Raw genomic sequence first — 26202 nt, forward strand, 5'->3', positions numbered from 1 at the left:
TCCCTGTGAGGCCACATGCGTTGCGTCATCGCCCGTTTCCCCTTCGAGCTCACCAAGATCGGCGTGCTGGAGGCGATGAAGGGCATCAAGCCCGAGCCCGGCACCGGTGAGTTCGTCACCATCGGCCGCCGGAACTACCCCGTCATGCAGGTCGGTCAGGTCATCACCAGGCAGGACCGACGCGACTTCAGCGCCGGCGAAGTCACCCGGGCCATGGCCAAGCTCGGCTTCACCTGCCGCACCCTCCCCGAGGCCGCGCCCGTGCAGGTCCAGGAGGACGCGGTGCAGCGCGCCTCCGCCATGCTCGGCGAGCCCGCGGCCCCCGCGGCTCCCGCCCCCTTCACGCCCACACCCCCCACCGCCTGACCCGGATCGGAACGCGACCGGCGGACGCGGCGCAAGCGCGACCGGCGGGCGCGGCGGGAGCCGCCGCGCTGCGCTCATCCGCGCCTTTCGACCGCGCCCGCTCCGCCGGTCGCCGGGACAGCGCCGGCTCCCCCCGAGCCGACAGCCGCACCGCACGCGGCCCGAACGCGATGGTGCCCGGGTCGGGTTTTCACGGTGGCGGAGGGCGCGGACGCCTGGCCGCGGTCGTACGTCCGTCGCAGCGTCACGATCCCCGGAGCCCGGAGCCCGGAGCCCGGAGCCCGTCGACGGGCCTACGCTGTCCGTCATGAGTCGTTGGGAGAAGTTGACCGGCGGGGCGTCCGGGGAGGAGTACGCCGCGCGGTTCGCGGCGCTCGCCGACAGCGGTCGGGACATGGACGGCGAGGCGCGGTTCTGCGCGGCGCTGGTGCCGCCCGGTTCGCGGGTGCTGGACGCCGGGTGCGGTACGGGCCGCGTCATGATCCGGCTGGCCGAGCTGGGGTACGACTGCGTCGGAGTCGATCTCGACGCCTCCATGCTGGCGGTGGCGCGCAGACGGGCGCCCGAACTTCCCTGGGTCCGAGCCGACTTGGCCACCCTGGACCCCGCCGCGCTGAACCCCGCAGCGCTCGACTCGGCCGCGACCGGCCCGGACGACCCCGCCGGGGCCCCTTCCGCTGCCTCCGCTGCGCCCTCCGACCCTTCCGCACCCGCGGCGACGTACGCCCGTGACGGTGCGGGCTTCGACCTGGTGGTCGCAGCCGGCAACATCTTCCCGCTCCTCGCCCCCGGCACCGAGTCCGCGTCGGTGGCCCGCCTCGCCGCGACGCTGCGTCCCGGCTGCCTCCTGGTGGCCGGATTCGGGCTGGACGCGGCACATCTGCCGGTGCCGCCCTCGATCACCCTGCCCGAGTACGACGGCCACTGCGCCGCCGCCGGGCTCACCCTGTCCGACCGGTTCGCGACCTGGGAGGGGCAGCCGTACGAGGGCGGCGGCTATGCCGTGAGCGTGCACCGCCGGCCCGAGGGCTGAACTGCCTCGACTCCTCTCCCTCGCGGGCCGGTTCGCCCCGACGTCGGAGCAGGGTTCACGAGGGCGCGGACCGTCTCGGACGCGGGGAGCACCGGACCGGTGGCGGCGCGGTACGTACCGGGGGTGCCGGACGTACGACGGCGGCAGACGTACGGGGGCGGGCCCACGGCGGCGCCGGACGCGGGCCCGCGGGATGCGGCGGGGCGTCAGACTCCGCGCCACAGGTTGGCGAAGGCCGAGCTCTCGATGGCCCTCCGCTGCCGTACGGATTCCAGCTCCATCACCGCGTCGTGCACGGCGGCCACCACTGCGGTGACGGCCTCGCTCTCGAACCCCGGCTCGGTGGCGACCGGTTCCGCTCCGGAAGCCTCCACGGCGGTCCGTTCCCCGTCGGACAGCTCCCGCTCCGCAGGCCCGACGTCCGCCGGTTCCTCGCCCGTGGGCCCGTCGACAGTCGGCTCCTCGTCGGACTGCTCGCCGATGCCCAACGCCGAGGCGAGGGCGACCAGTACGGGTTCCTCCTCCTGCCAGCGGTCGGCGGCACGGCGGTGCGCGGGCGTGCTGTCGACGGTCTCCATCCGGTCCGGGCCGAAGGGCAGCCGGCCGTCGCGCCGGTGCGTCAGCTCGCCGTCCTCCTCCAGCGCGGACTGGTAAGCGGCCGAGAGCTCGCTGCCCCGGCGCCAGAGCCAGTCCTCGATCCGTTCGTGCGGTGTCTGCCGGGCGATCTCCGCCGCCGCGTCCCGGAGCAGCCGATCGTCCGGCTCCGGCCGCGACGCGGGCACGACGCGGTCGTCCCGCACCTCGACCGTGCCCGCGTCGAGGAGGTCGATCAGCTCCGCGCCCGCCAGGGCGAGCGAGAGATCGCCCTGCCCGACGGCGTGCGCCGGGTCCATCGCGATGATGAACAGGTCCTTCGCCGTGGTGGTGGCGGTGGTCATAACGGCTCCCCTCCGAGGCGTCCGGATCGCGACTCCCGGGTGCCGTCCGGCCCCGGCCCGCGTGTCCCTCCAGCCTGCCAGGTCGCAGCGCGCGACGTACACCGGCCTGGTACATGGGTTAGCTTTGGTACATGTCCATGAAGCGAACCAACGTCTACGCCGATCCCGCGGACCTCGCCATCATCAAGGAGGCCGCCAAGCGGCGCGGTGTCAGCGAGGCCGAGATCATCCGCCAGGGCATCCACCTCGCGGCCATGGCCAACCGCGTGTGGGACGAGCCACTCTTCTCCCGCACCTTCGAGGGCGCGGGCCGTACGCCGGGCAAGCGCCGGGTGCGCGAGACCGTCGCCGACGCCGTACGTCGTGAGAGCGGGACCGGAAACGCCGCGTGATCATCGTCATCGCGGACACGTCCGGGCTGCTGGCCGCGCTCGACTCCCGGCATCCCGAGCACCGGGCGTCCGGCGAGGCGCTCATGGCGGCCGGACTGCTGGTCATGTCACCGCTGCTGCTCGCGGAGATCGACCACGTGGCCACCCGTGAACTCGGCAGGGAGGCGGCGCTGAGCGCCGTCGACGACATCCGGCAGTGGGCACGGCGGGGCCGGATCGTCCTGCCGGAGATCACCGAGGACCACCTGGGCATCGCTCAGTCCGTACGCGCGCGCTACCGCGATCTCGACCTCGATCTCGCCGACGCCGTGAACGTCGCGCTCGCCGCCGACTACGACACCGACGCCGTCCTCACCCTCGACCGCCGCGACTTCCGCGCCGTACGGCCGCTGGGCCGCCACAAGGCGTTCCGCCTCCTCCCCGACGACCTCCCGCTCTGACCCCCGGGCCACGGACCCGTACCCCTCGAGGAGATCGCGGCCTCGAGGCAGTGGACGGCGTGCTCGTCATCAGTGCGGGCAGCGACCTGTGCCCGGCCCGTACGGTCCTCTCGCCGGGTCAACCCGCAGTTGACACTTGTGCCCGGCGTTCCCGCCCGACCGGCGCTCCGGTGAGCTGAAGAAGCCGCTTCCCCCAGCCTTCACGATCAGCGGGACCAAGCTGCGCCGGGTCCCGGCTTCCCGGTGTGGTGGAGGATCCTCGGACCGGCCGGAAGTACGTACGGCCCGAGTCCTGGCGCTGACCGCTGCCCCGGGAAGCCGGCGCTGACTGCTGCACGCAGGATCGACCGCCGTCCCGGACGAAGCACACCGGCCGACGGAGCGGCGGGGGAGGGGTGGTCCAATCGTCGGCAGAGACCGTCCGCGAGGAGTTGCCCGTGCTGCCGAAGTACGCCACGACCGACCACGTCTTCACCGTTCCGCTGGTGCACGGGGACGCCGGAGACTCCCGCACCATCGAGGTCTTCGCCCGGGAGGTGGTCGACCCGGCGAAAGCCGGTGAGCGGCTCCCGTGGCTGCTGTACCTCCAGGGCGGGCCGGGAGGGAAGTCCCCGCGGCCGGTGGCGGGCAGGCCCGGTTGGCTGCCGCACGCGCTGAAGACCCACCGGGTGCTGCTCCTGGACCAGCGGGGCACCGGACGCTCGACCCCGATGACAGCGCGTGCGGCCTCGCGTTTCGCCGGTCCCGCCCAACTGGCCGAGTACCTGGGCCACTTCAGGGCCGACTCCATCGTCGCGGACGCCGAGCACCTCCGCCGCGCGCTCTGCGGGGACCAGCCCTGGGAGACCCTGGGGCAGAGCTACGGCGGGTTCCTCACGCTGGCCTATCTCTCCCGCGCGCCCGAGGGGTTGAAGGCGTGCCACGTGACCGGCGGACTGCCCGGTCTGGAGGCCGGCGCCGACGAGGTGTACGCGCGTACCTTCCCCAGAGTGCGCGACCGGGTGCGGGACTTCTGCGCGCGCTACCCGGCCGACGCCACCGTGCTGCGCCTGCTCGCGGACCGGCTCCGGGAGGAGGACGTACGCCTGCCGGACGGCGACCGGCTCACCGTCCGACGGCTGCGCACTCTCGGCCTGATGCTCGGCATGGGCGACGGATTCGAGCGTCTCCACTGGCTGTTGGACGAGGCGTGCGACGTCGACGGGCTGCCCACCGACACCTTCCTCCAACAGGTCGCGAACCTCACCGGGTTCGTCGACAACCCGCTCTTCGTCGTGATGCAGGAGTCCATCTACGCGACGGGCGGCGCTGCGACGGACTGGGCCGCTTCCCGGGCCCTCTCCCGCCACCCGGAGTTCGACGAGGACGCCGATCCGCTGATGCTCACCGGCGAGATGATGTTTCCCTGGATGTTCTCCGACATCCGCGCGCTGCGACCGTTCGCCGAGGCCGCCCAGCTGATCGCCGAACGCACGGACTGGCCGCCGCTGTACGACCTCGACCGGCTCGCCTCGAACGAGGTACCGCTGGCCGCGATCGTCTACCACGACGACATGTACGTGGACGCCGGACTCTCCCTGGAGACCGCGGGCCGGGTCGGTGCCGCCCGCGCCTGGGTGACCAACGAGTGGGAGCACGACGGGGTGAACGCCTCCGGCGACCGAGTCCTCGCCCGCCTCATGGACATGAACGCCGGCCGCGCCTGACCCACGACCCAGGGTGGCGACTGCGAACGACCGGTCGCCACCCACCGCTGACCCACGACCGGTCGGGACGATTCGGTGTGCCCGGGGCGGCGTGGAGGGCAGTGCGCGATCTCGGGACGCACGCACGTACGCGCGTTGGGTGACGGTGGGTGGTCGTCCCGGTGGTGGCAGGTAGGTGCCAGTACGGGGGTGTGGGTGTGCGGTCGTTCGTGCTGGTCGGGCCGGGGTTTGTCCAGTTGCGGCCAGGCGTCGGGGGGTTTCCTTCTCGGACGGGCGTGCGGTTTCTACGGTGCGTGTGGATTGTTGAGGGGGCGACCCCCGAGGAGGGGTGGATGCCGATGCCGGCACTGACCACGAAGCTGCGACGGCGCTCGATCTTCACCAGGGTGGCCGCGGCCGAGAAGGAACTGGAGCGTCGGCTCTCCGGCAATCTGGAGGTGGTCGAGCAGCGGCTGCTCGACTGCCTCGACGAGGCCAAGGACCCCTGTGTCTCCGAGGTGGTCCGGCATCTGGTCGTCGCGGGCGGAAAGCGTCTGCGTCCCGCGTTGACGCTGCTGGGCGCCGAGTTCGGCGATCCGCAGGCAGACGGCGTGGTCGAGGCGGCGGTCATCTCCGAGCTGGTGCACACCGCCTCTCTGTGCCACGACGACGTGATGGACCGGGCCCTGATGCGCCACGGCGTGCCGAGCGTGAACGCGCGCTGGGGCAACCCCGTCGGTGTGATGGCGGGCAACTGGCTGGTGGCCAAGGCAGCGCAGCTCTCCGCACGGCTGGGCCCCGAGGTGGTGCCGCTCCAGGCCGAGGCGTCCAGCAGACTGGTGAGCGGGCAGCTCAAGGAGATGGTCGGTCCTCGCGACTCGGTCGACCGGCTCACCCACTACTTCGACGTGGTCTCGGACAAGTCCGCCTCGCTGATCGCTCTCTCGTTGCGCTCGGGCGCGCTCCAGGGCGGCGCCCCCGCCGGCACCGAGGACGTACTGCGCACCTACGGCGAGCACTTGGGCGTGGCGTTCCAGATATCCGACGATCTGCTCGACGTCACCTCGCGCTCCTCGCTCTCCGGCAAGGAACAGGGCAAGGACCTGGCGATCGGCGTCGCCAGCCTGCCGGTGCTGCTGGCGCGCGCCGACGAGCGCCCGGGGACGGCCGAGTTGCGGGCTCTGCTGGACCCCTCCGCCGAGTTGGCGGGCCCGGCTCACGAGCGGGCGCTGGCCCTCCTGCGCGAATCGCCGGCGATGGCGGAGGCCGCGGAGATGATGGACCGGCGACTGGCCCTGGCACGCGGTGCGTTGCGCGGGCTGCCGAACACCCCGGCGCTGCGGGTGCTGGACGCCCTCTGCGAGTTCGTGGCGACGCGCCGGGTGTAGCGGCCGGCGCGCGGCCATGCGCGCGCCGCGGCCGGCACCCGGCACCCGGCCGCCACCGCCCGCGCGACGCGGTGCGCGTGATGTCCGAGCCGCCGAGGTACGAGCCGTGTCGACGTACGAGCCGCCGACGTACGAGCCGCGCGTGACTCGGCGCGTGTGACGCACGCGACGTGCGTGACGCACGGGGTGCGGCGGCCCGGTCCGCCGGAGCTGAACTCCGAGCCGCGGCGGGGGCGGTGGTGCGACGCGCGGCGAGGCCGTCGCGGAGGGCGGCCGAGGGCCGCGACGCGCCGAAAACGTCCACCCCACCGCCAGACGCCGTCATCCGTTAGTGGGAAGGGCCAAGGGGTGTAACGGTTCATCCGGTGCCGAACGAGTTAGCTTCCCTGGTCATGAGCCTCGTAACCGCCAGTGGTCCCGAATCCTCCAGCAGCGTGCTGCCGCAGGTCACCGAGCTCCGACTGTCCGCCTTCCGGGGCGCGCGGCGTGTGCGGGTGCCCATGAGCGGGCTGACCCTCGTCACCGGCCCCGCCGGTAGCGGCCGTTCGACCGTCGTCGAGGCATACGAGGCGCTGTCCCGCCTCGCTGCCGGTGAGAGCCTTCGGCAGGTCTTCGGCACGGCCGAGGGCGGCCCCAGCTCCTACGTTCCGCGCTCCGCCGGGCCCGACGAGCTCGGCCGGCGCGGCTTCCGCATCGGCGTCACCGTGACCGGCCCCGTCGGGGATGTGCGCCTCGACCTCGCCGTGCAGGCGGAGCCCTCGTTGCGGGTGGTCGGGGAGCGGCTCTCCGACCACTCCCGCGTCCTGCTCTCCACCGCGCTGCGCGATCCGCGCCGTCCGGTCGTCCAGGCCGAGTGGCACACGGCCGGCGTCAAGGCCGTCACCAGCGGTCCGCTGCCCGACGACCGGCTGGCAACTCCCGTGCTGCCCCTGCGTGTCGCCGGCTCCACCCAGGGGCAGCGGCAGGTTCTCGCCGCGGCGGAGCAGACGGTGCGTGCGTTGCGCGCGGCCTTCGCCTGTTCGCCGCGTCCGTCGCTGATGCGCACCGCCGCGCCGGTCGGCGAGAGTCGCCTGCGGAGCAGCTGCGAGAACATCGCCGCCGTACTGCGCCGCACTCGTGGAGAGTGCGAGTCCCACACCGAGCTCGCCGCGATGCTGAGCGAGATCTGCACCGGACCCCGGGTCGAGGATCTGGTCACCGAGCTGAGCGCGGGCCCGACGACGGAGGCGGAGCCCGGGCTGGTGCGCGCCGTGCTGGAGCGCGGCGCGGCCGGCCGTACGCCGTTGGACGCGCTCTCCGACGCCGAACTGCGCTGCGTCGCGCAGGCGTTCGTGCTGCTGACGGGTTCGAGGGCGCTGTTGGACGATTCGGCGCGCTCCGGCCGGTCGGTGCGCGAGGCGGCGCAGCAGCCGCTGGTGGTGCTCGCCGACGACCTCGACCTCGGACTGGAGCCCCACCACACGCGCGAATTGCTCGCGCTGGCGCGGAGGATGGGCGAGGAGGGGGGCCACGTACGGCTGCTGGCCACCATGGAGGACGCGGCGCTCGCGGAGACCATGGACGGTGCGAGCGTGGTGAAGCTGGGCGGTGTGCCGGTGCCCGCGGGTGGTACACCTGGGGGATGAGCAGCTCCTCCTCACCAACCGCCTCCCGCACCGCCGCCGGCCGGCCGCCTGCCGCCGAACTCGCCGCGCTCCAGCGGCGGCTCGCCGATTTCGCCGTCGCCAGGGACTGGGGCCAGTACCACACCCCGAAGAACCTGGCGGCGGCGCTGAGCGTGGAGGCGTCCGAGCTGCTGGAGATCTTCCAGTGGCTGACCCCCGAGCAGTCGCAGCGCATCATGACCGAGCCGGACCAGGCCGCTCGGGTGGAGGACGAGGTCGCCGACGTGCTGGCCTATCTGCTCCAGTTCTGCCAGGTGCTGGGCGTCGACGCGTCGGCCGCGCTGAGTGCGAAGATCGACCGCAACGAAGGGCGTTTCCCGGTCTGACCGGCCCGCCACCGCCCGTCCGCCCCGCCACCGCCGGCCGGGCGCGGACGGACGGATCCCGCCGCCGCACCGCACACCGCCGCACGCCCCGCCGTACCGCACGCCCCGCCGTACCGCACGCCTGTCGCGGCGTCGGCGGGGCCGCGTAGGACCATGGTGGCCATGGACCTACGCATCTTCACCGAGCCCCAGCAGGGTGCCGGCTACGACACCTTGCTCACCGTCGCCAAGGCGACCGAGGACCTGGGCTTCGACGCCTTCTTCCGCTCCGACCACTATCTGGCGATGGGCGATTCGACGGGACTGCCCGGCCCCACTGATGCCTGGATCACCCTGGCCGGCCTCGCCCGGGAGACGAGTCGGATCCGTCTGGGCACTCTGATGACGGCCGGTACCTTCCGGTTGCCGGGGGTGCTCGCCATCCAGGTCGCGCAGGTGGACGCGATGTCCGGCGGGCGCGTCGAACTGGGTCTGGGAGCGGGCTGGTTCGAGGCCGAGCACGCGGCGTACGGCATCCCCTTCCCGAAGGAGAAGTTCGCCAGGCTGGAGGAGCAGCTGGCGATCGTGACCGGGTTGTGGGGGACGCCGGTGGGCCAGACGTTCAGCCACGACGGCATCCACTACCGCCTCCAGGACTCGCCCGCGCTGCCCAAACCGGCGCAGGACCGGATCCCGGTGCTGGTCGGCGGCCACGGGGCCAAGCGCACACCCCGCCTCGCGGCGCGATTCGCCGACGAGTTCAACATCCCCTTCGCCTCGGTCGAGGACAGCCGCCGCCAGTTCGGCCGGGTGCGGGCCGCCGCAGAGGAACAGGGCCGCGGACCCGAGGAGTTGGTGTACTCCAACGCGCTGGTCGTCTGCGCCGGCCGGGACGACGCCGAGGTCGCCAGACGTGCGGCGGTCATCGGCAGGGACCCGGCGGAGCTGCGGGAGAACGGGCTGGCCGGCTCGCCCGCCGAGATCGTCGACAAGCTCGGCCGGTACGCGGAGGTCGGCTCCTCCCGCGTCTACCTCCAGGTCCTGGATCTGGAGGACCTGGACCATCTGGAGCTGATCTCCGCGCAGGTGCAGTCCCAACTCGCGCCGTCGCCCGCCCGGTGACGCCGCCGCCCCCGCTCGCGCAGGCGCTCGCGGCCGGAACCCCGGTGCTGGACGGCGGGTTGGCGGACCGGCTGGCCGACCAGGGCTGCGACCTCTCCGGCGAGCTGTGGTCCGCCCGTCTTCTGGCGGACGACCCGCAGTCCGTGTACGAGGCGCATCTGGCGTATGTGCGGGCGGGGGCAAGGGTGTTGATCACCGGCAGCTACCAGGCGTCGGCGCAGGGCTTCGCCCGGGCCGGGGTGGCGTCGGCGGAGGTCGACGAACTCTTCGCCCGCAGCGTCCGGTTGGCGCGGGCGGCCGGGCGACAGACCCGGGAGCCGGTCTGGGTGGCCGCCTCGGTCGGCCCGTACGGCGCGGTGTGCGCGGACGGCGGCGAGTACCGGGGCCGGTACGGGTTGAGCGTGCGAGAGTTGACGCGCTTTCACCGGCCCCGGATCGAGGCGCTGGCGGCGGCGGGGCCCGATGTGCTGGCGCTGGAGACCGTGCCGGACGTGGTGGAGGCGGAGGCGATGCTGGCCGCCGCGCAGGGCTGCGGAGTGCCGCTGTGGCTGAGCTACACCGTCGAGGGCGGGCTCACCCGCGCCGGCCAACCGCTCGCGGACGCCTTCGCGCTCGCCGCCGGCAATGCGCAGCTGATCGCGGTGGGCGTCAACTGCTGCGCCCCGCGCGAGGTGTCGGAGGCGGTGGAGCTGGCCGCCTCGACGACGCGCAAGCCGGTGGTCGTCTACCCCAACAGCGGTGAGAGCTTCGAGCACGGCCGCTGGCAGGGGCCGGCCGCCTTCGACCCGGTGGCCGCGCTCGGCTGGCGTGCCGCGGGCGCCCGGCTCATCGGCGGCTGCTGTCGGGTGGGACCGGACCGGATCGCCGCTCTGGCCCGCACGCTGGCCGGGGAGCAACCGCCCGTATCCGGTGGGGAGTCCGGCTCCGCGCGGTGATCGTACGGGCACGAGAGGGCCCGTACCCGGGCACGGCGGCGGAACCGTCATCTCGCAGAGCTGGGTTTTCCGGGGAGGTCCGGTCAGGATGGGCGCATGGGATTCCATGTCGATTCTGAGGCCGGGCGCCTGCGCAGAGTGATCCTGCACCGCCCCGATCTTGAGCTGAAGCGGCTCACCCCCACGAACAAGGACGATCTCCTGTTCGACGACGTGCTCTGGGTGCGCCGCGCGCGCCAGGAGCACGACATGTTCGCCGACATACTCCGTGATCGCGGTGTGGAGGTGCACCTCTTCGGCGATCTGCTCGCGCAGTCGCTCCGGGTGCCGGCCGCCCGCCATCTGATACTGGACCGGGTGTTCTCCGAGAAGGAGTACGGGCCGCTCGCGGTCGACCACCTCCGGGCCGCGTACGACGAGTTGGACTCGGTAGAACTGGCGAAGGTGCTGATCGGGGGTGAGACCAAGCGCGAGTACCTGGAGCGTCAGCCGGAGCCCACCTCGGTGGCCTTCCACGTGATGCAGATGGACGACTTCCTGCTCAATCCGTTGCCCAACCACCTCTTCACCAGGGACACCTCTGCCTGGATCTACGACGGGGTGGCGATCAACGCCATGCGGTGGCCGGCGCGTCAGCGCGAGACCGTCCACTTCGAGGCGATCTACCACCACCACCCGATGTTCACCGGCGGTGGGTTCCGGGTGTGGTCGCGCGGCGAGAGCGCGCACCCCTCGACGATCGAGGGCGGCGACGTACTGGTCATCGGCGAGGGCGCGGTGCTGGTCGGGATGAGCGAGCGGACCACTCCGCAGGCGGTCGAGACGCTCGCCCGGGCGCTCTTCGCGGCGGGTTCGGCGCGCACCATCGTGGCGCTGGAGATGCCCAAGCGGCGCTCGTTCATGCATCTGGACACCGTGATGACGATGCTCGACGGCAACACCTTCACCCAGTACGCGGGGCTCGGGATGCTGCGCTCGTACACGATCGAACCGGGCGGCAGCCCGGAGGAGTTGAAGGTCACCGACCACCCGCCGGAGCAGATGCACCACGCCATCGCGGCGGCGCTGGGCGTCGGCGGCATCCGGGTGCTGACCGCGACCCAGGACGTCCACGCGGCCGAGCGCGAGCAGTGGGACGACGGCTGCAACGTGCTGGCGGTGGAGCCGGGCGTGGTGATCGCCTACGAGCGGAACGTCACCACCAACACCCATCTGCGCCGGCAGGGCATCGAGGTGCTGGAGATCCCGGGCAGCGAGCTCGGCCGCGGACGCGGCGGTCCGCGCTGCATGAGCTGTCCGATCGAGCGGGACCCGATCACCTGACTCCGACGCGCCACCGGCGGCCCGCACCGGCCTCGCCCCCTCCGGCGGACCGCTCGTCCGGCGGTCGGCTCCTCCGGGCCGGCCGAGTGTCGGCGCCCCTGAGACCGCTCCGCCGTCCCTCCCGCCGACCGCGGGCGGAACGGCGGAGCGGGTGAGAGGCGAGTCACCCCACGGCGCTGCATAGCAATGCGTCGGTGCGTATAGACTTGCGAGTGATGGTTTTTTCCGTGAACGGGCGAGGGGTGCCGTCATGACGACAGACTTCAAGGGCCGGCACTTCCTCAAGGAGCTCGACTTCAGCGCCGGTGAGTTCCGCGAACTGGTCACGCTGGCCGCCGAGTTGAAGGCGGCGAAGAGGCTCGGCACCGAGCAGCAGCGACTGCGCGGAAAGAACCTCGTGCTGGTCTTCGAGAAGGCCTCGACCAGGACCCGGTGCGCCTTCGAGGTGGCGGCGGCCGACCAGGGGGCGAGCACCACCTGCCTCGATCCGGCCGGCTCCCAGATGGGCCGGAAGGAGTCGGTGAAGGACACCGCCCGAGTCCTGGGCCGGATGTTCGACGCGATCGAGTACCGGGGCAGTGCGCAGAGCGCGGTGGAGGAGCTGGCCGAGTACGCGGGCGTCCCCGTCTACAACGGCCTCACCGACGAGTGGCACCCCACTCAGATGCTCGCCGACGTGCTGACGATGACCGAGCACTGCGCCAAGCCGCTGGAGCGCATCGCGTACGCCTATCTCGGCGACGCCCGCAACAACATGGGCAACTCCTACCTGATCACAGGTGCGCTGCTCGGCATGGATGTGCGCATCGCGGCCCCCCGTGCGCTCTGGCCCGCCGACGAGGTGGTGGAGCGGGCGAGGACGCTGGCCGCCGACAGCGGTGCCCGTCTGACCCTCACCGAGCAGGTCGAGGAGGGCGTGCGCGGCGCGGACTTCGTCGCGACCGATGTGTGGGTCTCGATGGGCGAGCCCGCCGAGGTGTGGGACGAACGCATCAAGCTGCTCGCCCCGTACGCCGTCACCGCCGGGACGCTGGCGGCCAGCGGAAACCCGGAGGTCAAGTTCCTGCACTGCCTGCCCGCCTTCCACGATCTGGGCACCCAGGTGGGGCAGGACATCCACGAGCGCTACGGGCTGGAGTCGCTGGAGGTCACCGACGAGGTCTTCGAGTCCGAGCGCTCGCTGGTCTTCGACGAGGCGGAGAACCGGATGCACACCATCAAGGCGGTGTTGGTGGCGACGCTCGGCTGAGTCGCGCCCGGGTCGTGATGTGTGCGGTCGCGGGGCGGGTGCGGCGCTCCCGCAGAGTTGTCGCGCAGTCGTGACGACGGTCACGTTCCAGTGATACGTTCCGTCCATGAGCCCGTTCACCGGTTCCGCATCCCGCACCGACGAATGGCAGCACCTGAGGGTCGAGCGCGCCGACGGCGTCGTGACGGTCACCCTGGACCGGCCCGAGAAGCTCAACGCCCTGACCTTCGGCGCCTACGCCGACCTGCGCGACCTGCTCGCCGAGCTCTCCAGGGAGCGGTCCGCGCGCGCACTGGTGCTGGCGGGCGAGGGCCGCGGCTTCTGTTCCGGGGGCGACGTCGAGGAGATCATCGGCGCCACACTCGAGCTGGACACCGCCGAGCTGCTGGACTTCAACCGGATGACCGGGCAGGTCGTACGGGCCGTCCGGGAGGCACCGTTCCCCGTCGTCGCCGCGGTGCACGGCGCGGCGGCGGGCGCGGGCGCCGTCCTCGCACTGGCCGCGGACTTCCGGGTCGCCGACCCCAGCGCGCGCTTCTCCTACCTCTTCACCCGAGTCGGCCTCTCCGGCGGGGACATGGGCGCGGCCTATCTGCTGCCGCGGGTCGTGGGGCTCGGCCACGCCACCCGCATCCTCATGCTGGGCAGCGCGGTCGAGGCCGCGGAAGCCGAACGCATCGGTCTGATCAGCCAGTTGACGGCGCCGGGAGAGGCCGACAGCGCAGCCGGCCTCCTCGCCCGCAGGCTGGCCGACGGGCCGGCCCTCGCCCACGCCCAGACCAAGGCGCTGCTCACCGCGGAGCTCGGCATGCCCCTGCCGGCCGCCCTCGAACTCGACGCCTCCACCCAGGCGTTGCTGATGAACAGCGCTGACTACGCCGAGTTCCACGCCTCGTTCACCGAGAAGCGCAGGCCCCGCTGGCAGGGACGCTAGCGCCGTGCGCATCGCGGTGGTCGGCGGCGGACCCGGCGGGCTGTACGCGGCGGCGCTGCTCAAACGCCTGGACCCGGACCGCGAGGTCACCCTCCACGAACGTCGGGGCCCGGACGAGACGTTCGGCTTCGGCATCGTCCTCTCCGACGAGACGCTGGGCGGGATCGAGCACGCCGACGCGGAGGTGTACGCCGCCCTGCGCACCGAGTTCGTGCGGTGGGACGACATCGAGATCCTGCACCGCGGACGCACCCTCACCTCCGGCGGCCACGGCTTCGCCGCCCTCGAACGGCGTCGGCTGCTCGCGGTGCTGCACGAGCGCTGCCGCGCACTCGGTGTCGATCTGCGCTTCGGTGAGCCCGCGCCGCCCCCGGACGAACTGGCCGCCGCCCACGATCTGGTGGTCGCCGCCGACGGGGTGCGCAGTGCCACCCGGGCCGCCCACGCGCAGGTGTTCGCGCCGCGCATCACCGCCCACCGCTGCCGCTACATCTGGCTGGCCACCGACTTCGCCCTGGCCGCCTTCCGCTTCGAGATCGCCGAGACCCCGTACGGCGTGATGCAGCTGCACGCCTACCCGTACGCCGCCGACGCCTCCACCGTCGTCGTCGAGATGCGCGAGGAGGTCTGGGCGCGCCGCGGGGCTGGACCGGTGCGGGGAGGCGGAGTCGGCCGAGCGGTGCGCCCGGTGGTTCCAGCGCACGCTGCTCGGTCGTCCGCTGCGGGGCAACGACTCCCGCTGGACGGCGTTCGAGACGGTCGTCACCGAACGCTGGTCGCACGGGCACACCGTACTGATCGGCGACGCCGCCCGCACCGCGCACTTCTCCATCGGCTCCGGCACCAAACTCGCCGTCGAGGACGCGCTCGCCCTCGCCGCCTGCCTGCGCGAACAGCCCGACACCCCGGCGGCGTTGGCCGCCTACGAGGCGGAGCGGCGCCCCGTCGTCACCTCCACCCAGCGGGCCGCGCACGCCAGCCTCCGGTGGTTCGAGGAGCCGGCCCGGTACGTCGACCAGCCGCCGTACCGATTCGCCTTCAACCTCCTCACCCGCAGCCGCCGTGTCACCCACGCCAACCTGCGGCTGCGGGACCCGGAGTTCGTCGCGGAGGTCGAACGCGAGGCCGGGGTGCCCGAGGGGACACCGGCGATGTTCACCCCCTTCGACCTCGGCCCGCTGACCCTGCGCAACCGCGTGGTCGTCTCGCCGATGGACATGTGCCGGGCGGTCGACGGAGTGCCCGGCGACTCCCATCTGGTGCACCTGGGCGGCCGGGCGCTCGGCGGCGCGGGCCTGGTGATGACCGAGATGGTCTGCGTCAGCGCGCTCGGCCGCATCACCCCCGGCTGCACCGGGCTGTGGAACGAGCAGCAGGAGGCCGGTTGGCGCCGGATCGTCGACTTCGTCCACCATCAGTCGCCGGGCACCGCTCTCGGCGTCCAGCTCGGCCACGCCGGGCGCAAGGGCTTCACCAGGCTGATGTGGGAAGGCATCGACCAGCCGCTGCAGAACGGCAACTGGCCGCTCGTCGCTCCCTCACCGCTGCCCTGTCTGCCGGGCGTCAGCCAGAGCCCGTGCGAGCTGGACCGGCGCGGCCTCACCGAGATCCGCGACCAGTTCACCGCCGCCGCGCGCCGAGCCGCCCGCGCGGAGTTCGATCTGCTGGAGCTGCACTGTGCGCACGGCTACCTCCTGTCCGGCTTCCTCTCCGCGCTCACCAACCTGCGCACCGACGCCTACGGCGGAGACCTGACGAGCCGCCTGCGCTACCCGCTGGAGGTCTTCGACGCGGTGCGCGAGGTCTGGCCGTCGACGCGTCCGCTGACCGTACGGATCTCCGCCACCGACTGGGCGCCCGGCGGCACCACCGCGGCGGACGCGGTCCGCATCGCCTCCGCCTTCGCCGAGCACGGCGCGGACGCGGTGGACGTCTCCACCGGCCAGGTCCTCGCCGACGAGCAGCCGGACTTCGGACGCTCGTACCAGGCGCCGTACGCCGACCGCATCCGGAACGAGGCCGGCGTGCCGGTCATCGCGGTGGGCGCGATCTCCTCCTGGGACGACGTGAACTCGCTGATCCTCGCCGGCCGCGCCGACCTCTGCGCCCTCGCGCGACCGCACCTCTACGATCCCCGCTGTACCCCTGCACGCCGCCGCCGAGCAGGGGTACAGCGGACCCGGCGCCCCCTGGCCGCTCCCGTACGCCGCGGGAAGCCGCCGACCGCCGACCGGCCGCACCGAGGGCCCCAAACCGCGGTTGAGCCTGTAGCCGGTGCGCCTGAGGCGGAGGGCTCCCGTCGACGGGACGCACCCGGTGCGGGACACTGCGTCGGGGCGCGGGAGGCGCGTGCGGGGCGAGGCGTGCCGGGCGAGGTGTGCCGCGCGAGGTGTCCAAGGCCGAGTGGTGCGCCTGAGGCGGGACGTGCCCCGGCCTCACGGGTCTTGGGCCGCACGGGAGAGTCCGTTGCTCGAGGCGGTCCGGGTGTCCAGGGCGTACGGGAAGCGTCCCGGACGCTGGAGTCGCTGCGCCGCTCAGTCGCCCCGGCGGAAGCGTTCGCCGTTGTAGCCGCGCAGCTCCTCCTCCCACAGCAGCTCGTCGAGCGTCGGTTCCTGAGCGGACCGGGACGGTGGCTCCGCCGCCCACCCGCCCGACGGGTGCTGCCGGGACGGGTGGCCCGGTGGGCGGTTGCCGACCGGGGGCCGTCCGCGGTCGGGCGGTTGAGTTCCGGACGCGCCCTGCTGCGTTCCGGACGGGCCGGTGCGGGACGGGCCCGAGCCGGGCGGCTGCGCCTCCGGCGGGTACCGGCCGGAGGCGTCCGGCGGACGGGGGTGGCGGCTCGGCGGCTGCGGATCGTGCGGCGGGGGCTCGGGCGGCAGCAGACCGCTGGGTGGCCGGTCGACCGGGCCTCCACCGTGTGGAGAGGAACCGCCGTGCGGGCCCGGCCGCGCGGTGCCGTCGCCGTCCGGCCCGCTGTCGGGGCCGCCGTCCGGCCCGCTGCCGCCCGAGGCCCCGTCGCGTCCGCTTCCCGGGCCGGGCTCGTCCCACCAGTGGTCGTCCTCGTCCCAGCGATTGGCGGAGATGGCGGCGACCGGCGGAATGACCGCCGCCACCACGCACATCGCCACCGCGAGCGGGACGGAGAAGAGACGCACGAAGGCTGAGGCGCTGACGAACAACGTCAAGCTGACCGTCATCAGCGCGAAGTACCGCCGACGCCGCCGTGAATACACGATTTCAGCGTAACTCCGGCACCCGGCACCCGGCAGCGCGAGCCCGGACGCCGGGGGCGCGGCCGGTCACGGGCCGTTTCCCCGGGGCGTGTTCGGCCTGTTCAGTTCGGTGCGAGACGGGACGCGGCATACTGCGCGCCCAGCTCGTGGAGCTGCTTGTGGAGCTCGCCGAAGACCTGCTCGGAACGGGTGCCGGGCCAGTGGGGCGGCAGGACCGCGTCGGGCAGGCCGGGGTCCGCGTACCGCAGCTGCCGCCAGGCGTCGAGCGCCCGGAGGTGGGCGGCGTATCCGCTTTCGGGCGTCGGGCCTCCGCCGGACTCCAGCGCGGCCAGTACGGGCTCGTGCACGGTCAGGAAGTCGCGGTGCCGCGCGGCGATCGACTCCAGGTCCCACCAGCGGGCGGCGGTCTCCGCGCTCGGCCGGAAGCCCTCGTGGGTGCCGAGGAAGAGGTCGACGTACTCCGCGAGCTCCAGGCGGCGCAGGGTGTGCCGGGTCTCCTCGGCGAGGTGGGAGGGCGCGACCCAGACGCCCGGAGCGGCGTTGCCGAATCCGAGCCTGCCCAGTCGGGAGCGGAGCAGATGGCGCCGGTCGCGTTCGCTCTCCGGCACCGAGAAGACGGCCACCAGCCACCGGCCGTCCGGCACCGGACGCTGATAGATCCGCCGGTCGCTGTCGGCGAGGAGTTGGGCGGCGGCGGGGGAGAGGGCGTAGCCCGCGCCGGCGCGGGCGCCTTCGCGCGCGCCCGCTTCCAGCAGCCCGCGGCGTTTGAGCCGGGAGACCGCCGAGCGCACGGCAGGAGCGTCCACTCCGACGGCGCCGAGCAGCCGGATGAGCGCCGCGATCGGCAACCGCCCCGAGGGCGTGAGCTCGCGCCCGTACGCGCCGAAGAAGGTCAGAACGAGTGAACCCGGAGTGTGCTGGTCTGCCACGCGGTCACTCTAGAGCGGTGCCGGACGCGGGAGTTCGGCGGAGTCGGAAGCGCTGAAGCTTGCCGGTCGGCGTGCGCGGCAGTGACTCGGCGAACTCCAGCTGTCGCGGGCACCTGTACGGCGCCAGCTCGGCCCTGGCGAACTCCGTCAGCTCGCGCGCGGCCGCCTCGCCCGGCTCCACGCCCTCGCGCAGCACCACATGTGCGACGACCCGCTGCCCGCGCTTCTCGTCCGGCTCGCCGACCACCGCGACCTCCAGCACATCGGGATGGCGCAGCAGCGCCTCCTCGACCTCGGGGCCGGCGATGTTGTGGCCGGAGGAAATGATCATGTCGTCGGCGCGGGCCACGTAGCGGAACCAGCCGTCCGGCTCGCGCACATAGGTGTCGCCGGTGAGGTTCCAGCCGTTGCGCACGTAGTCGCGCTGGCGCTCGTCCGCGAGATAGCGGGCAGCCGAGGGGGCCGCGTACAGCCAGCAGCCCCGCCTCGCCGTCCGGCAACGGGCGCCCCGCCGCGTCCTGCACCTGCGCGGTGAAGCCGGGGACGGGCAGACCGGTGCGACCGGGCCGGGCGTCCTCGTCCGCGGCGGCGACGAAGATGTGCAGCATCTCGGTGGCGCCGATTCCGTTGATCAACCGCAGCCCGGTGCGGGCGTACCAGTCCTCCCAGGTGGCGGCGGGCAGGTTCTCACCGGCCGAGACGCAGCGGCGCAGCGAGGAGACGTCGCCCGAGTCCAGCCCGGCGAGCAGCGCCCGGTAGGCGGTCGGTGCGGTGAACAGCACCGACACCCGGTGCCGTGCGATCGCCTCCAGCATCCTGTCCGGCCCGCTCCACTGCTCCAGCACCGCGCAGGCCCCCGCGCGCAGCGGGAACACCACGAGCCCGCCGAGTCCGAAGGTGAACCCGAGCGGCGGGCTGCCGGCGAAGACGTCGTCCTCGGTGGGCCGCAGTACGTGCGCGGAGAAGGTGTCCGCGATGGCCAGGACATCGCGGTGGAAGTGCATACACCCCTTGGGGCGGCCGGTGGTTCCGGAGGTGAAGGCGATCAGCGCCACATCGTCGGCGGCGGTCGGCACTGCTTCGTACCGGTCCGGCCGGGCCGCGGCCAGCCGCTCCAGCTCGCCGGGGCTCTCGTCCGCCGCCCCGCCGTCGGTGCCCCAGGTGAGGGTGCGCAGACCCGGCACCTGCGCCGCGGCAAGCTCCTCGACCGACTCCGCCGCACACAACGCGCGTGCCGCTTCGACGGGACCGGACGCAGCCGGTGCGTCTCGACGGGACCGTATGCAGCGTCGTGACCGGGACGGAGGCTGTGGGGCGCGCGGAGCGGGGCCGTCGCGCCCGGGGTCGGGGCCGGGCCGTCGTTTGAGGGCTGGTGGCCGACGGGTGTTCGGCTGCACGGTGTGACCGGTCCGGAGTGCTGCCGCCGAGCGCGTTCGGGGTCCGGTGTGTTCGGAGGTTCGGGGTACGTCGGAGGTTCGGGTGTGTCCACGCCGACGGCACGGTCCGGACCGCGGCACGGTTCGGGTCCTCGATGCGTTCGGGCCTGCGGTGCCTTCGGGGCAGGGAGGTTTCTCAGGGCCAGAGGGCGTCGAGGTCGAGGCGAAGTCCCCACAGGCCGGCGGTACTTGTGAGTACGAGGTGGCCGGTCCCGTCCAGTGCCATGGCATCCGCCTCGGCGAGCAGCGGAAGCCGTCGCAGCGCACCGTCCTCGATCCGCCACAGACTCAACGACAGATCGCTCCACGCCACCGCCAGCACCGGCCCGTACCGCGTACGGCTCGCGGCCAGTGCGGTGGCGAACACGGGTCGCTGTTCCACCGGTTCGTCCATCGGCGGCGAACCGGGCGCCCACATCCGCACCGCCCCGTCCATGCCTGCGCTGAAGACGAGCCCGACGCCGCCGTCCAGCGTGAGCGGCGCCACGGCGAGCACCGGCGCGCGGTGCACCGACTGCGTCACCGGCAGCGGCCGGTACTCGTCGATCTGCCACACATGGACGTTTCCGTCGCGGTCGCCCAGCACGGTGCTGCCCGAGACCGGGCACTGGGCCAGCGCCGTCACCGCCGCCTCCGGCCGACGCAGCGCCGCGTACCCGTGGTGGGCGGTGATGCCGTCGAGTACGGTCGCCGACGTCCCCTCGTCCTCCCCGGTGAGCGCGCGCAGACCGCCGCCCCCGTCGAGCAGCAGCATCGCCCCGTCCCTGCGGACTGCGACGCCGCGCACCCCGGCACGTTCGTGCGTCAGCGGCAGCGCCCCGGCGAACTCGCCGGTCGCCCGGTCCAACTGCCGTACGGCGCCGGTCGGTTCGACCGCCAGCAGAGTGCCCTCCGCCTCCGGCGCGTCTGCCGTGCTCGTGGCGCCCGTGGCCTCCGTGGCGGTCCTGGCGTCCGTGGCGTCTGCGGCGGTGCTGGCGTTCGGGGCGTTTGCGCGTCCGCCGAGGGCGGTCACCGGCGTGTCCGTACGGCACCAGCGGGCGTGCCAGCAGTGGCGTCGCGCGAGCGGGAGCAGGTAGCGGGCGAGTGAGGGGGCGTGGGCGGTGGCGGCTGCGTGCAGCAGAGCCGCCCGCTCCTCGGCCCCGTACGCCGTGTCGGTCAGCTGCGGTGCGGCAAGGCGCCAGGTCTCCCGCAGCCCGGGCGGGGCGGGCAGCCGTTCGTCCGCCAGGCACGCGTCGATCGCCACCGCCGAGCCGTACAGCAGGAAACCGGGGTCGCTCAGCAGCGCCCCCACGGCAGCGGCGTCACCCGAGGCGCAGGCGTCGTCCAACGCGTCCTCCCGCGCCGCCGCGGACGCCAGATCCCACCTGGGCCTGCCGTCCGCGGAGCGCGGCACGCCCTGTGCGCCGGCGGTCGGCGCCTCCGTCGACAACTCGCCCGGCCCGCTCGGCCCGACGTCGCCGAGGTCGATCACCGTGCACCCCGGCGAGTGGGACGAGGCCGCGGATGGCTGCGACTCCGGTTGTCCGTACGGCTGTTGGCCCGGTTGGTCGTGGTGCTCCTCCGCGGGCCGTTGCGGAGGCACCTGCGGGAGCGACGTCGTCGGCACCGGAACCGGCAGATCCGCAGGCACCTCCCCACCACCGACCTCGGCCAGCAACCGCACCCGTGGCCGCGCCAGCAGCGGCAGCAGCACCCTCCGCCACACCGTCTCCGGCAGCGCCTCGGGGCGGTCGGCCGGGCCGCGCCCCGCCCGATGCAGATCGGCGACGACCAGCAGCAGCGGTCGTTCGTCCAGGTCGATCCGGGCGAGAAGCCGCTCCACCGACACCGGCCCGTACCCCAGCTGTCTGCCCAACTCCCGTGCCACCGCGTCCGCATGAAGCCCGGCGGCCGGTGCCATCGCATGTGCGGCGGTCCGCGGCGAACTCGCGGAACCCGCCAGGAACCAGGCGAGCAGCCCGCTCTTCCCGCTCCCTCGCGCACCCCTGATCAGGCACAGACGGGTCCCGGAGGCCTCGTCGGCCGTCACCCACTCCAGCAGCGCGGGACCGTGCTCCGCTGCCGCCCCCTCGGCCGGGGGCCAGGCGGAGAGGTCCGGCCTGCAACCGGTCGCTGGCCCGTCGCCAGGCGTCCCGCCGTGCTGCGTTCCGCCGTTCGACGCCGCGTCGTTGTGCGTTCCGCTGCCGGGGTTCGCGCCGTTCCCTGTCACGAGCCGGCTTCCTCGGCCATCCGCCGCAGCCCCGCCGCCCGCGACTCCGCGCTCTCGCCGTACGGGAAGCTGTGCGTCATCCCGGCCTCGGGAAACACCTGGGCCAGCCACATCGAGCAGTAGTGACCAGGCATGAAGCAGGGTTGGAGATCGGTGTGGACGCGCAGCACCTGCTCCGCCTCCAGACCCGCGGACCGCAGCGAGTCCCACAGCCGCTCCTCGGGGTGGAGCGAGACGGCCGACCCCTGGGTGACGATCTGCTTCTGCCCCGAGTGGTCGAGATACTCGAACGCCGCGTACCACTGTGCGTTGGCGGTGTCGCGGATGTCGTCGAGCACCAGCGGCCACCAGCTCTCCCGCTCCTCGAACGCCTGCGGGTCGGTCTCCCGCAGCCGCTGCGACAGTGAGTCGTAGGCCGTGGATGCTGCCTGCGGATCGTCCGTACCCAGGATCACGCCCAGCGCCCGGCGCAGATCCAGCAGGCCGGTGGCGAACGCCTCGGGCGAGGAGTTCACAAAGCGGTGGTCCTCCTGGTAATCCAGCAGTACGGCGCGCACCACCCCCTCGCCGTCCGCGCAGAGCTCGAAGCCGCGGTCGGTCCCGAACCGGGCCCAGCCCGCGCAGCGCTCCTGTCGCACCTGCCTTCCGGCAGCCGCCGCGAACTCCCCGAGCACCACGGGCTCCTGAGCGCTCGTCCGAAAGTACGGACCGACCTGCAACGGCACCCGCAACGCGGCCACTCGCCGCGCCGCCGCGGACACATTGAACGGATCGGCGCCCTCGGGGAGGGCGAACTCACGCATTGCTCCGCTGTCAGCCACCGTCAACTCTCATTCGTTTCAGCTGCGTTGACACAGATCCTAGGGCGCCGCAGACACCCGGCGCCGAGGCCCGCACTCCCGAGCAGACACCTCCGGACACCACTGCGAGTCAGTACCGCTTCAGACGGATTTCGTCCCTCTCCCGGGCGTGTGATCTCGCCCGCGCGGAAAACCTCCAGAAGGTCGTCGTGGGTGAGAGGCATCGGATCCGTCCACTCTTTCGGGTCCCGTCGCTGTTGCGTCCGAGACGTGTGCGCCTGTGTCGTGAGTGCGTCAACCTTGTTCGGGGCCCTGGTCGTTGGTGCAGGAACTGATCAGGGATTCTTCGAAGAAGGGATAGGGAAAATCGACTGCGGATGAACCGTGGTAGGCCTCGGGGAAGTGCATGACCAGGAGCAGCTCGTACCAGAGTGACGAACGAAACCCCAGAGCGCAGGGGTCGATTTCCTTCCACTGCTCCTGCATGCGGTGCCGCACGGCCTCGGTGTCCAGGTCGAAGAAATCTTCGAAGTCTTTGTCGGGGTCCATGGGCGCCTCCCTCTTCAGGCTGAGGAGGAAGCGGGTATAGGAATCGAGATCCGTGTTTGTGCGGAACTCGTCCGTCCCGTGCCGCACCTGGTGGACTCCGCCGCCCCCGCGGGTCGAGCAGGAGGTGGTCCACAAAGGGAAAATAGGTGGCCAACACCAACCAGTCGCCGGCGTCAGGGGGTAGGAGGTGCGAATCTCCCTCGAGGTACTGGTTCAGGTTCTCCCAGTCCCGCACGAGATGGGGGCCTTCGGTCGGAGTGGCAGAGAAATCGAAACCGATTACGGGCCACGAGGGCAGCCCCGTGCTGCGCAGTATGCTCCTAGCAGTCCGGTCCGTTACGTGCTCGATCAACTCGTCCGGATACCTGATCGGTTGATCTTCGGTGAAGTGCTGGAGCAACTCGTCTCGGGTGATGAGGTTGTCCGTCTGGGCCTCCGTTCCGGAGGAGCGTGTTCGGCCGTGGTGGGGCAAGCCGCCCTCTTGAGTCATGCGCCCGTGTCAGCCTCGCAGTTCACCTGTTCTCGCCCGCGTGGGTGCGAATGAGGTCTTCTTCGAAGTGTGGGTATGGATATGTCACCGCGTCCGAATGGTGGTGAGCCTCAGGGTCGACGAAGTCCAGAAGAACCCTGTACCAGGCGGATTCACGGATCCCGAGTGCCGCAGGATCCACTTCGCGCCACAGGTGCTGGATTTGCTGCCTCGCGGCCTCCGAATCCTGTGCGTCGAGGTCCCACTCCCCGTCCTTCTCCCTCGGCAATGCGTGTTGGTGGAGGATGAGCGTGAAGTGAATGTAGTTCTCCAGCGACGTGTTGAGCTGATAGATCGAACCTCCGCTCGGTACGCAATAGACCTTTCCGTCCGCCGGGTCCAGTACGATCGTGTCATAGGGGATCTCGGCGATGCACAGAAGAGCGGAGGATGTAATTCCTCCAGACTGCCGAGTGGGTTCGTCGATCTCAATAACCGTCTCGGAGGATCCCAGGTCCTCGACGTATTCGAACCAGGGGCTCGGGGGCGTGGGAACGCCGATGTTCTGGAGCGCGTGGAGGGTGGACGGGTCCACTGTGTCCACGCCTTCGATCCGGTCGCGTCGGGAAATTTCCTCCTCGTTGAACACTTGGAGCAGGTCTTCGTGTGTGATTCCCATATCACCGATGCTCTCTGTTTGCTCTCAGGGTGCTGAGATAGTCTTGCATTACTTCTTTGCTGCGTTGTCTCGATTGCTCGGAGGCGCCGTACTCCACGCTGTGTGTGATGTCGGCGTGAGGGAACTTCTCCTTGATCCATGCGCTGCACTGTGCACCGGTGGTGCATGGCTCTCGCTCCGAATACATCGCCGTTAACCGATCCGCCTGTCCTTCCCTGATGAAAGGCATCACCATGCGCTCGGAGTGTCGATATCCGTTGCTGCGCGTCACGAATATGAAGTCACTGGAATCTCCGGCGCCGGTGATTCGGGATGCGGCGTAGTTGTTGCTGCGGAAGTCTTTTCCTTCCTTGTTGTTGCCGTAGGACTCCTGCGAATGCCTGGCGAGTTGTGTCGCTCTGGAGAGATCCGTGCTGCCGAATGGAACTTCGGTGGATTGTACGCTTGGTCGGTTGCCCGGCGTTCCCTGGCTTAATCTGGCCTCATCCTCTCCGGGTCTGGGTCTGCCGATGTTCTCCGGTGACAGCCCGATGCGGGCTTTGTCGTCGGGGGTGAGGTCGGCGGTGCTGCCGTCGGGGCGCAGGCGGCGGATGCTGCCGTCGTCGCCCATGAGGTACATGGGAGTGCCGTTGTCGGTGCGCTTGCCGAGGGCGTCGAGGGAGAGGGCGGCGTCCTTATCGTTGTCGCGGTGGTTGCGCGACATCTTCTTGAGGCCGTCGGGGACGACCTTCTCCATGTGTTTGCCGAGCTTCTTCGCGCCGGTCTCGATGCCGTCGACGGCCTTGCTCAGGCCTTCGTTGGCGGCGTCGGCGAGTTCGTCCTTGCCTCGGGTTCTGCTCTGGCGCCGTTTCGCCCGGCCGAGTTTCGAGTTGCTGTCGGCCGTGATGTTCTCGCCCAACTTGGCAAGTTTCGGGCCGAGTTCGTCCAGGTCGTCCAGGTTGTACTGCATCGGGCGTTTGGAGCCTGTCGCGGGCCCGCCGCCCGCGCTGTTGAGCTCCATGACCGTGTCGCCGCCGTCGAGTCCGGCGCGCAGGCCGTCCTTGCCCGCCTGGCCGGTCTGCTGGAGGTCGATGCCGTCCTGCGCGCCGAGTGCGGTGGCCGCGCCCTGGATGGCGAGGTCGCCCGCCATCGAGCCGAGCGCCTCGAACGCCGGGCCGAGCGCCATGGCGGCGACCTGTTCGACGATGGCCCGCAGCGCCTCCTTGAGCAGCTGTTTGACGACCATCCGGGTGGCTTGGACGGCTGCTGCTCCACCGAGCGAGGAGAGTCCGAGTGTGAACGGCGCGGCTGCTGCGGCAGCGATCAACTGGGCGGCGAGTATCGCGAGTTGGACCAGGGCCGCGATCTTCGCCGCGGTGATCAGATAGGCGGCGATCTCGGCGGCCGTTGCGGCGAGCTGGGTGGCTTGTGCGAGGTTGGCCAGATGCTGGCCGTTGATTTTGTTCCAGTGAGTGCCGAAGGCGTCGATCGCCGGACTGCTGCTGGATTCGAGAAAGGCGTTGACCGCCTGCTGTGCTTCTGCGCCCCCGGTCTCCAGTGCGGTGGCGAACTCCCGCATGGCAGTGGCCATTTCACGGAAGTCGTCTTCGTCAACGTTCGGCCAGGCGATTCCGATGAGGTCGAGGACCTCGTCCGCCCACTCCGGCAGTACCACACCCATAGAGCCCCCCCAGGCAGATGTGCAGGGTGAAGCTAACCGAGGTCAGGACGGAGGGGCGGAGTCCGCTGCTGTATACGGCCACGCGGCAGCGGGCCCGCCCGGTCGCGGTGAGTAGCGAACTTCGGGGCTGTACACGGCTTATGAGGTGAAGTGTCAGGGCCGGCGCGTGCCGACAGTGGGGGAAGCGCACGCTACACCGGCGAACTGGCGGGCGCCATTATGGCCGGATGTGGCGGCTCTCTCGTGCCCGCTGTCGCGGTTCGTCCGGCGCGGGTGTCCGGTGGCCCACCTCACAGGAACGCTGTTGCCGCGGCGGGAAGTCAGAGGCGTGACCCACGTGGAATCAGAGGAATCAGAGGAGCCGGGCAGCGGCGGTTCGCCGCCCGGTGGCACGTCGGAGGAGCACGCTGCTGCGACTGCGACTGCGACTGCGACTGCGACTGCACCGGCGACCCGACCGCCGG

General features: G+C 71.8%; 21 protein-coding genes and 3 pseudogenes. 14 read left to right on the forward strand and 10 right to left on the reverse strand.

What is annotated here, in order from left to right; genetic code table 11:
* The first annotated feature begins 15 nt into the window (after positions 1 to 15).
* Together JGS22_RS22830 and JGS22_RS22835 are read left to right on the forward strand one after the other, a co-directional pair.
* Entirely contained in the window at positions 16 to 366 is a 351-nt protein-coding gene (locus JGS22_RS22830) for an SCO5918 family protein (protein ID WP_216815123.1), read from the forward strand.
* Positions 367 to 673: 307 nt separating this feature from the next.
* The gene (locus tag JGS22_RS22835; RefSeq protein WP_211043504.1) at positions 674 to 1399 is read left to right on the forward strand and encodes a class I SAM-dependent methyltransferase; all 726 of its coding nucleotides are present in this window, start codon (positions 674 to 676) and stop codon (positions 1397 to 1399) included.
* Between the two features lie 206 nt (positions 1400 to 1605).
* Here the strand turns inward: JGS22_RS22835 and JGS22_RS22840 are convergent, their stop codons facing one another.
* The gene (locus tag JGS22_RS22840; protein WP_211043502.1) at positions 1606 to 2337 is read right to left on the reverse strand and encodes a GOLPH3/VPS74 family protein; all 732 of its coding nucleotides are present in this window, start codon (positions 2335 to 2337) and stop codon (positions 1606 to 1608) included.
* 131 nt (positions 2338 to 2468) lie between these two features.
* On the opposite strand from JGS22_RS22840, the gene JGS22_RS22845 reads away from it, so the two are divergent.
* The 12 genes and pseudogenes from JGS22_RS22845 (at position 2469) to JGS22_RS22900 (ending at position 16045) form a co-directional block, all read left to right on the forward strand.
* Positions 2469 to 2729 carry a ribbon-helix-helix domain-containing protein gene (locus tag JGS22_RS22845; RefSeq protein ID WP_211043500.1) on the forward strand — a complete coding sequence of 87 codons (261 nt, stop codon included), beginning with the start codon at positions 2469 to 2471 and terminating at the stop codon, positions 2727 to 2729.
* Complete coding sequence (locus JGS22_RS22850) at positions 2726 to 3169, forward strand: PIN domain-containing protein (RefSeq protein ID WP_211043498.1); 444 nt, start codon at positions 2726 to 2728, stop codon at positions 3167 to 3169. Before JGS22_RS22845 ends, JGS22_RS22850 begins: the two co-directional genes overlap by 4 nt.
* A 437-nt stretch (positions 3170 to 3606) precedes the next feature.
* Positions 3607 to 4875, forward strand: coding sequence for an alpha/beta fold hydrolase (locus JGS22_RS22855; protein WP_216815124.1), 1269 nt, complete (start codon positions 3607 to 3609; stop codon positions 4873 to 4875).
* Between the two features lie 332 nt (positions 4876 to 5207).
* Complete coding sequence (locus tag JGS22_RS22860; RefSeq protein WP_308405858.1) at positions 5208 to 6242, forward strand: polyprenyl synthetase family protein; 1035 nt, start codon at positions 5208 to 5210, stop codon at positions 6240 to 6242.
* Between the two features lie 392 nt (positions 6243 to 6634).
* Positions 6635 to 7867, forward strand: coding sequence for a P-loop NTPase family protein (locus JGS22_RS22865; protein ID WP_211039526.1), 1233 nt, complete (start codon positions 6635 to 6637; stop codon positions 7865 to 7867).
* Complete coding sequence (locus JGS22_RS22870) at positions 7864 to 8232, forward strand: nucleotide pyrophosphohydrolase (RefSeq protein ID WP_211039527.1); 369 nt, start codon at positions 7864 to 7866, stop codon at positions 8230 to 8232. Before JGS22_RS22865 ends, JGS22_RS22870 begins: the two co-directional genes overlap by 4 nt.
* Before the next feature lie 162 nt (positions 8233 to 8394).
* Positions 8395 to 9333, forward strand: coding sequence for an LLM class F420-dependent oxidoreductase (locus tag JGS22_RS22875; RefSeq protein ID WP_211039528.1), 939 nt, complete (start codon positions 8395 to 8397; stop codon positions 9331 to 9333).
* Positions 9330 to 10268 carry a homocysteine S-methyltransferase gene (mmuM, locus tag JGS22_RS22880; RefSeq protein WP_211039529.1) on the forward strand — a complete coding sequence of 313 codons (939 nt, stop codon included), beginning with the start codon at positions 9330 to 9332 and terminating at the stop codon, positions 10266 to 10268. Before JGS22_RS22875 ends, mmuM begins: the two co-directional genes overlap by 4 nt.
* Positions 10269 to 10364: 96 nt before the next feature.
* On the forward strand, positions 10365 to 11591 hold the full coding sequence (locus JGS22_RS22885) for an arginine deiminase (protein WP_211039530.1): 1227 nt from the start codon (positions 10365 to 10367) through the stop codon (positions 11589 to 11591).
* 250 nt (positions 11592 to 11841) lie between these two features.
* Positions 11842 to 12840: an ornithine carbamoyltransferase gene (argF, locus tag JGS22_RS22890; protein ID WP_211039531.1), complete on the forward strand. Its 999-nt coding sequence runs from the start codon at positions 11842 to 11844 to the stop codon at positions 12838 to 12840.
* A gap of 106 nt (positions 12841 to 12946) precedes the next feature.
* Complete coding sequence (locus JGS22_RS22895) at positions 12947 to 13774, forward strand: enoyl-CoA hydratase family protein (protein WP_211039532.1); 828 nt, start codon at positions 12947 to 12949, stop codon at positions 13772 to 13774.
* A gap of 4 nt (positions 13775 to 13778) precedes the next feature.
* Positions 13779 to 16045 (forward strand): annotated as a pseudogene (locus JGS22_RS22900) (bifunctional salicylyl-CoA 5-hydroxylase/oxidoreductase).
* 263 nt (positions 16046 to 16308) lie between these two features.
* Here JGS22_RS22900 and JGS22_RS22905 read toward each other — a convergent pair.
* The 9 genes and pseudogenes from JGS22_RS22905 to JGS22_RS22945 all read right to left on the reverse strand — a co-directional run bounded on the left by JGS22_RS22905 (position 16309) and on the right by JGS22_RS22945 (position 25738).
* Complete coding sequence (locus JGS22_RS22905; RefSeq protein WP_236074356.1) at positions 16309 to 16971, reverse strand: hypothetical protein; 663 nt, start codon at positions 16969 to 16971, stop codon at positions 16309 to 16311.
* Between the two features lie 137 nt (positions 16972 to 17108).
* The gene (locus JGS22_RS22910; RefSeq protein ID WP_211039534.1) at positions 17109 to 17936 is read right to left on the reverse strand and encodes a PaaX family transcriptional regulator; all 828 of its coding nucleotides are present in this window, start codon (positions 17934 to 17936) and stop codon (positions 17109 to 17111) included.
* A gap of 4 nt (positions 17937 to 17940) precedes the next feature.
* A pseudogene (locus tag JGS22_RS22915) lies at positions 17941 to 19177 on the reverse strand (AMP-binding protein); the annotation flags it as partial.
* 331 nt (positions 19178 to 19508) lie between these two features.
* Positions 19509 to 21581, reverse strand: coding sequence for a hypothetical protein (locus tag JGS22_RS22920; RefSeq protein ID WP_211039535.1), 2073 nt, complete (start codon positions 21579 to 21581; stop codon positions 19509 to 19511).
* Positions 21578 to 22384: a nucleic acid/nucleotide deaminase domain-containing protein gene (locus JGS22_RS22925; protein WP_211039536.1), complete on the reverse strand. Its 807-nt coding sequence runs from the start codon at positions 22382 to 22384 to the stop codon at positions 21578 to 21580. The genes JGS22_RS22920 and JGS22_RS22925 overlap by 4 nt, the downstream gene beginning before the upstream one ends.
* Positions 22385 to 22675: 291 nt before the next feature.
* On the reverse strand, positions 22676 to 23065 hold the full coding sequence (locus JGS22_RS22930; protein ID WP_236074311.1) for an SUKH-4 family immunity protein: 390 nt from the start codon (positions 23063 to 23065) through the stop codon (positions 22676 to 22678).
* Positions 23049 to 23420 (reverse strand): annotated as a pseudogene (locus JGS22_RS27475) (SUKH-4 family immunity protein); the annotation flags it as partial. The gene JGS22_RS22930 and the pseudogene JGS22_RS27475, both read right to left, overlap by 17 nt.
* 22 nt (positions 23421 to 23442) lie before the next feature.
* On the reverse strand, positions 23443 to 24078 hold the full coding sequence (locus tag JGS22_RS22940) for an SUKH-4 family immunity protein (RefSeq protein ID WP_211039538.1): 636 nt from the start codon (positions 24076 to 24078) through the stop codon (positions 23443 to 23445).
* 1 nt (position 24079) lies between these two features.
* The gene (locus JGS22_RS22945) at positions 24080 to 25738 is read right to left on the reverse strand and encodes a nucleic acid/nucleotide deaminase domain-containing protein (RefSeq protein ID WP_211039539.1); all 1659 of its coding nucleotides are present in this window, start codon (positions 25736 to 25738) and stop codon (positions 24080 to 24082) included.
* Between the last annotated feature and the right edge of the window lie 464 nt (positions 25739 to 26202).

Origin of the sequence: Streptomyces tardus, from assembly GCF_018101125.2 — a bacterium.
Classification (GTDB): Bacteria; Actinomycetota; Actinomycetes; order Streptomycetales; family Streptomycetaceae; genus Streptomyces; species Streptomyces tardus.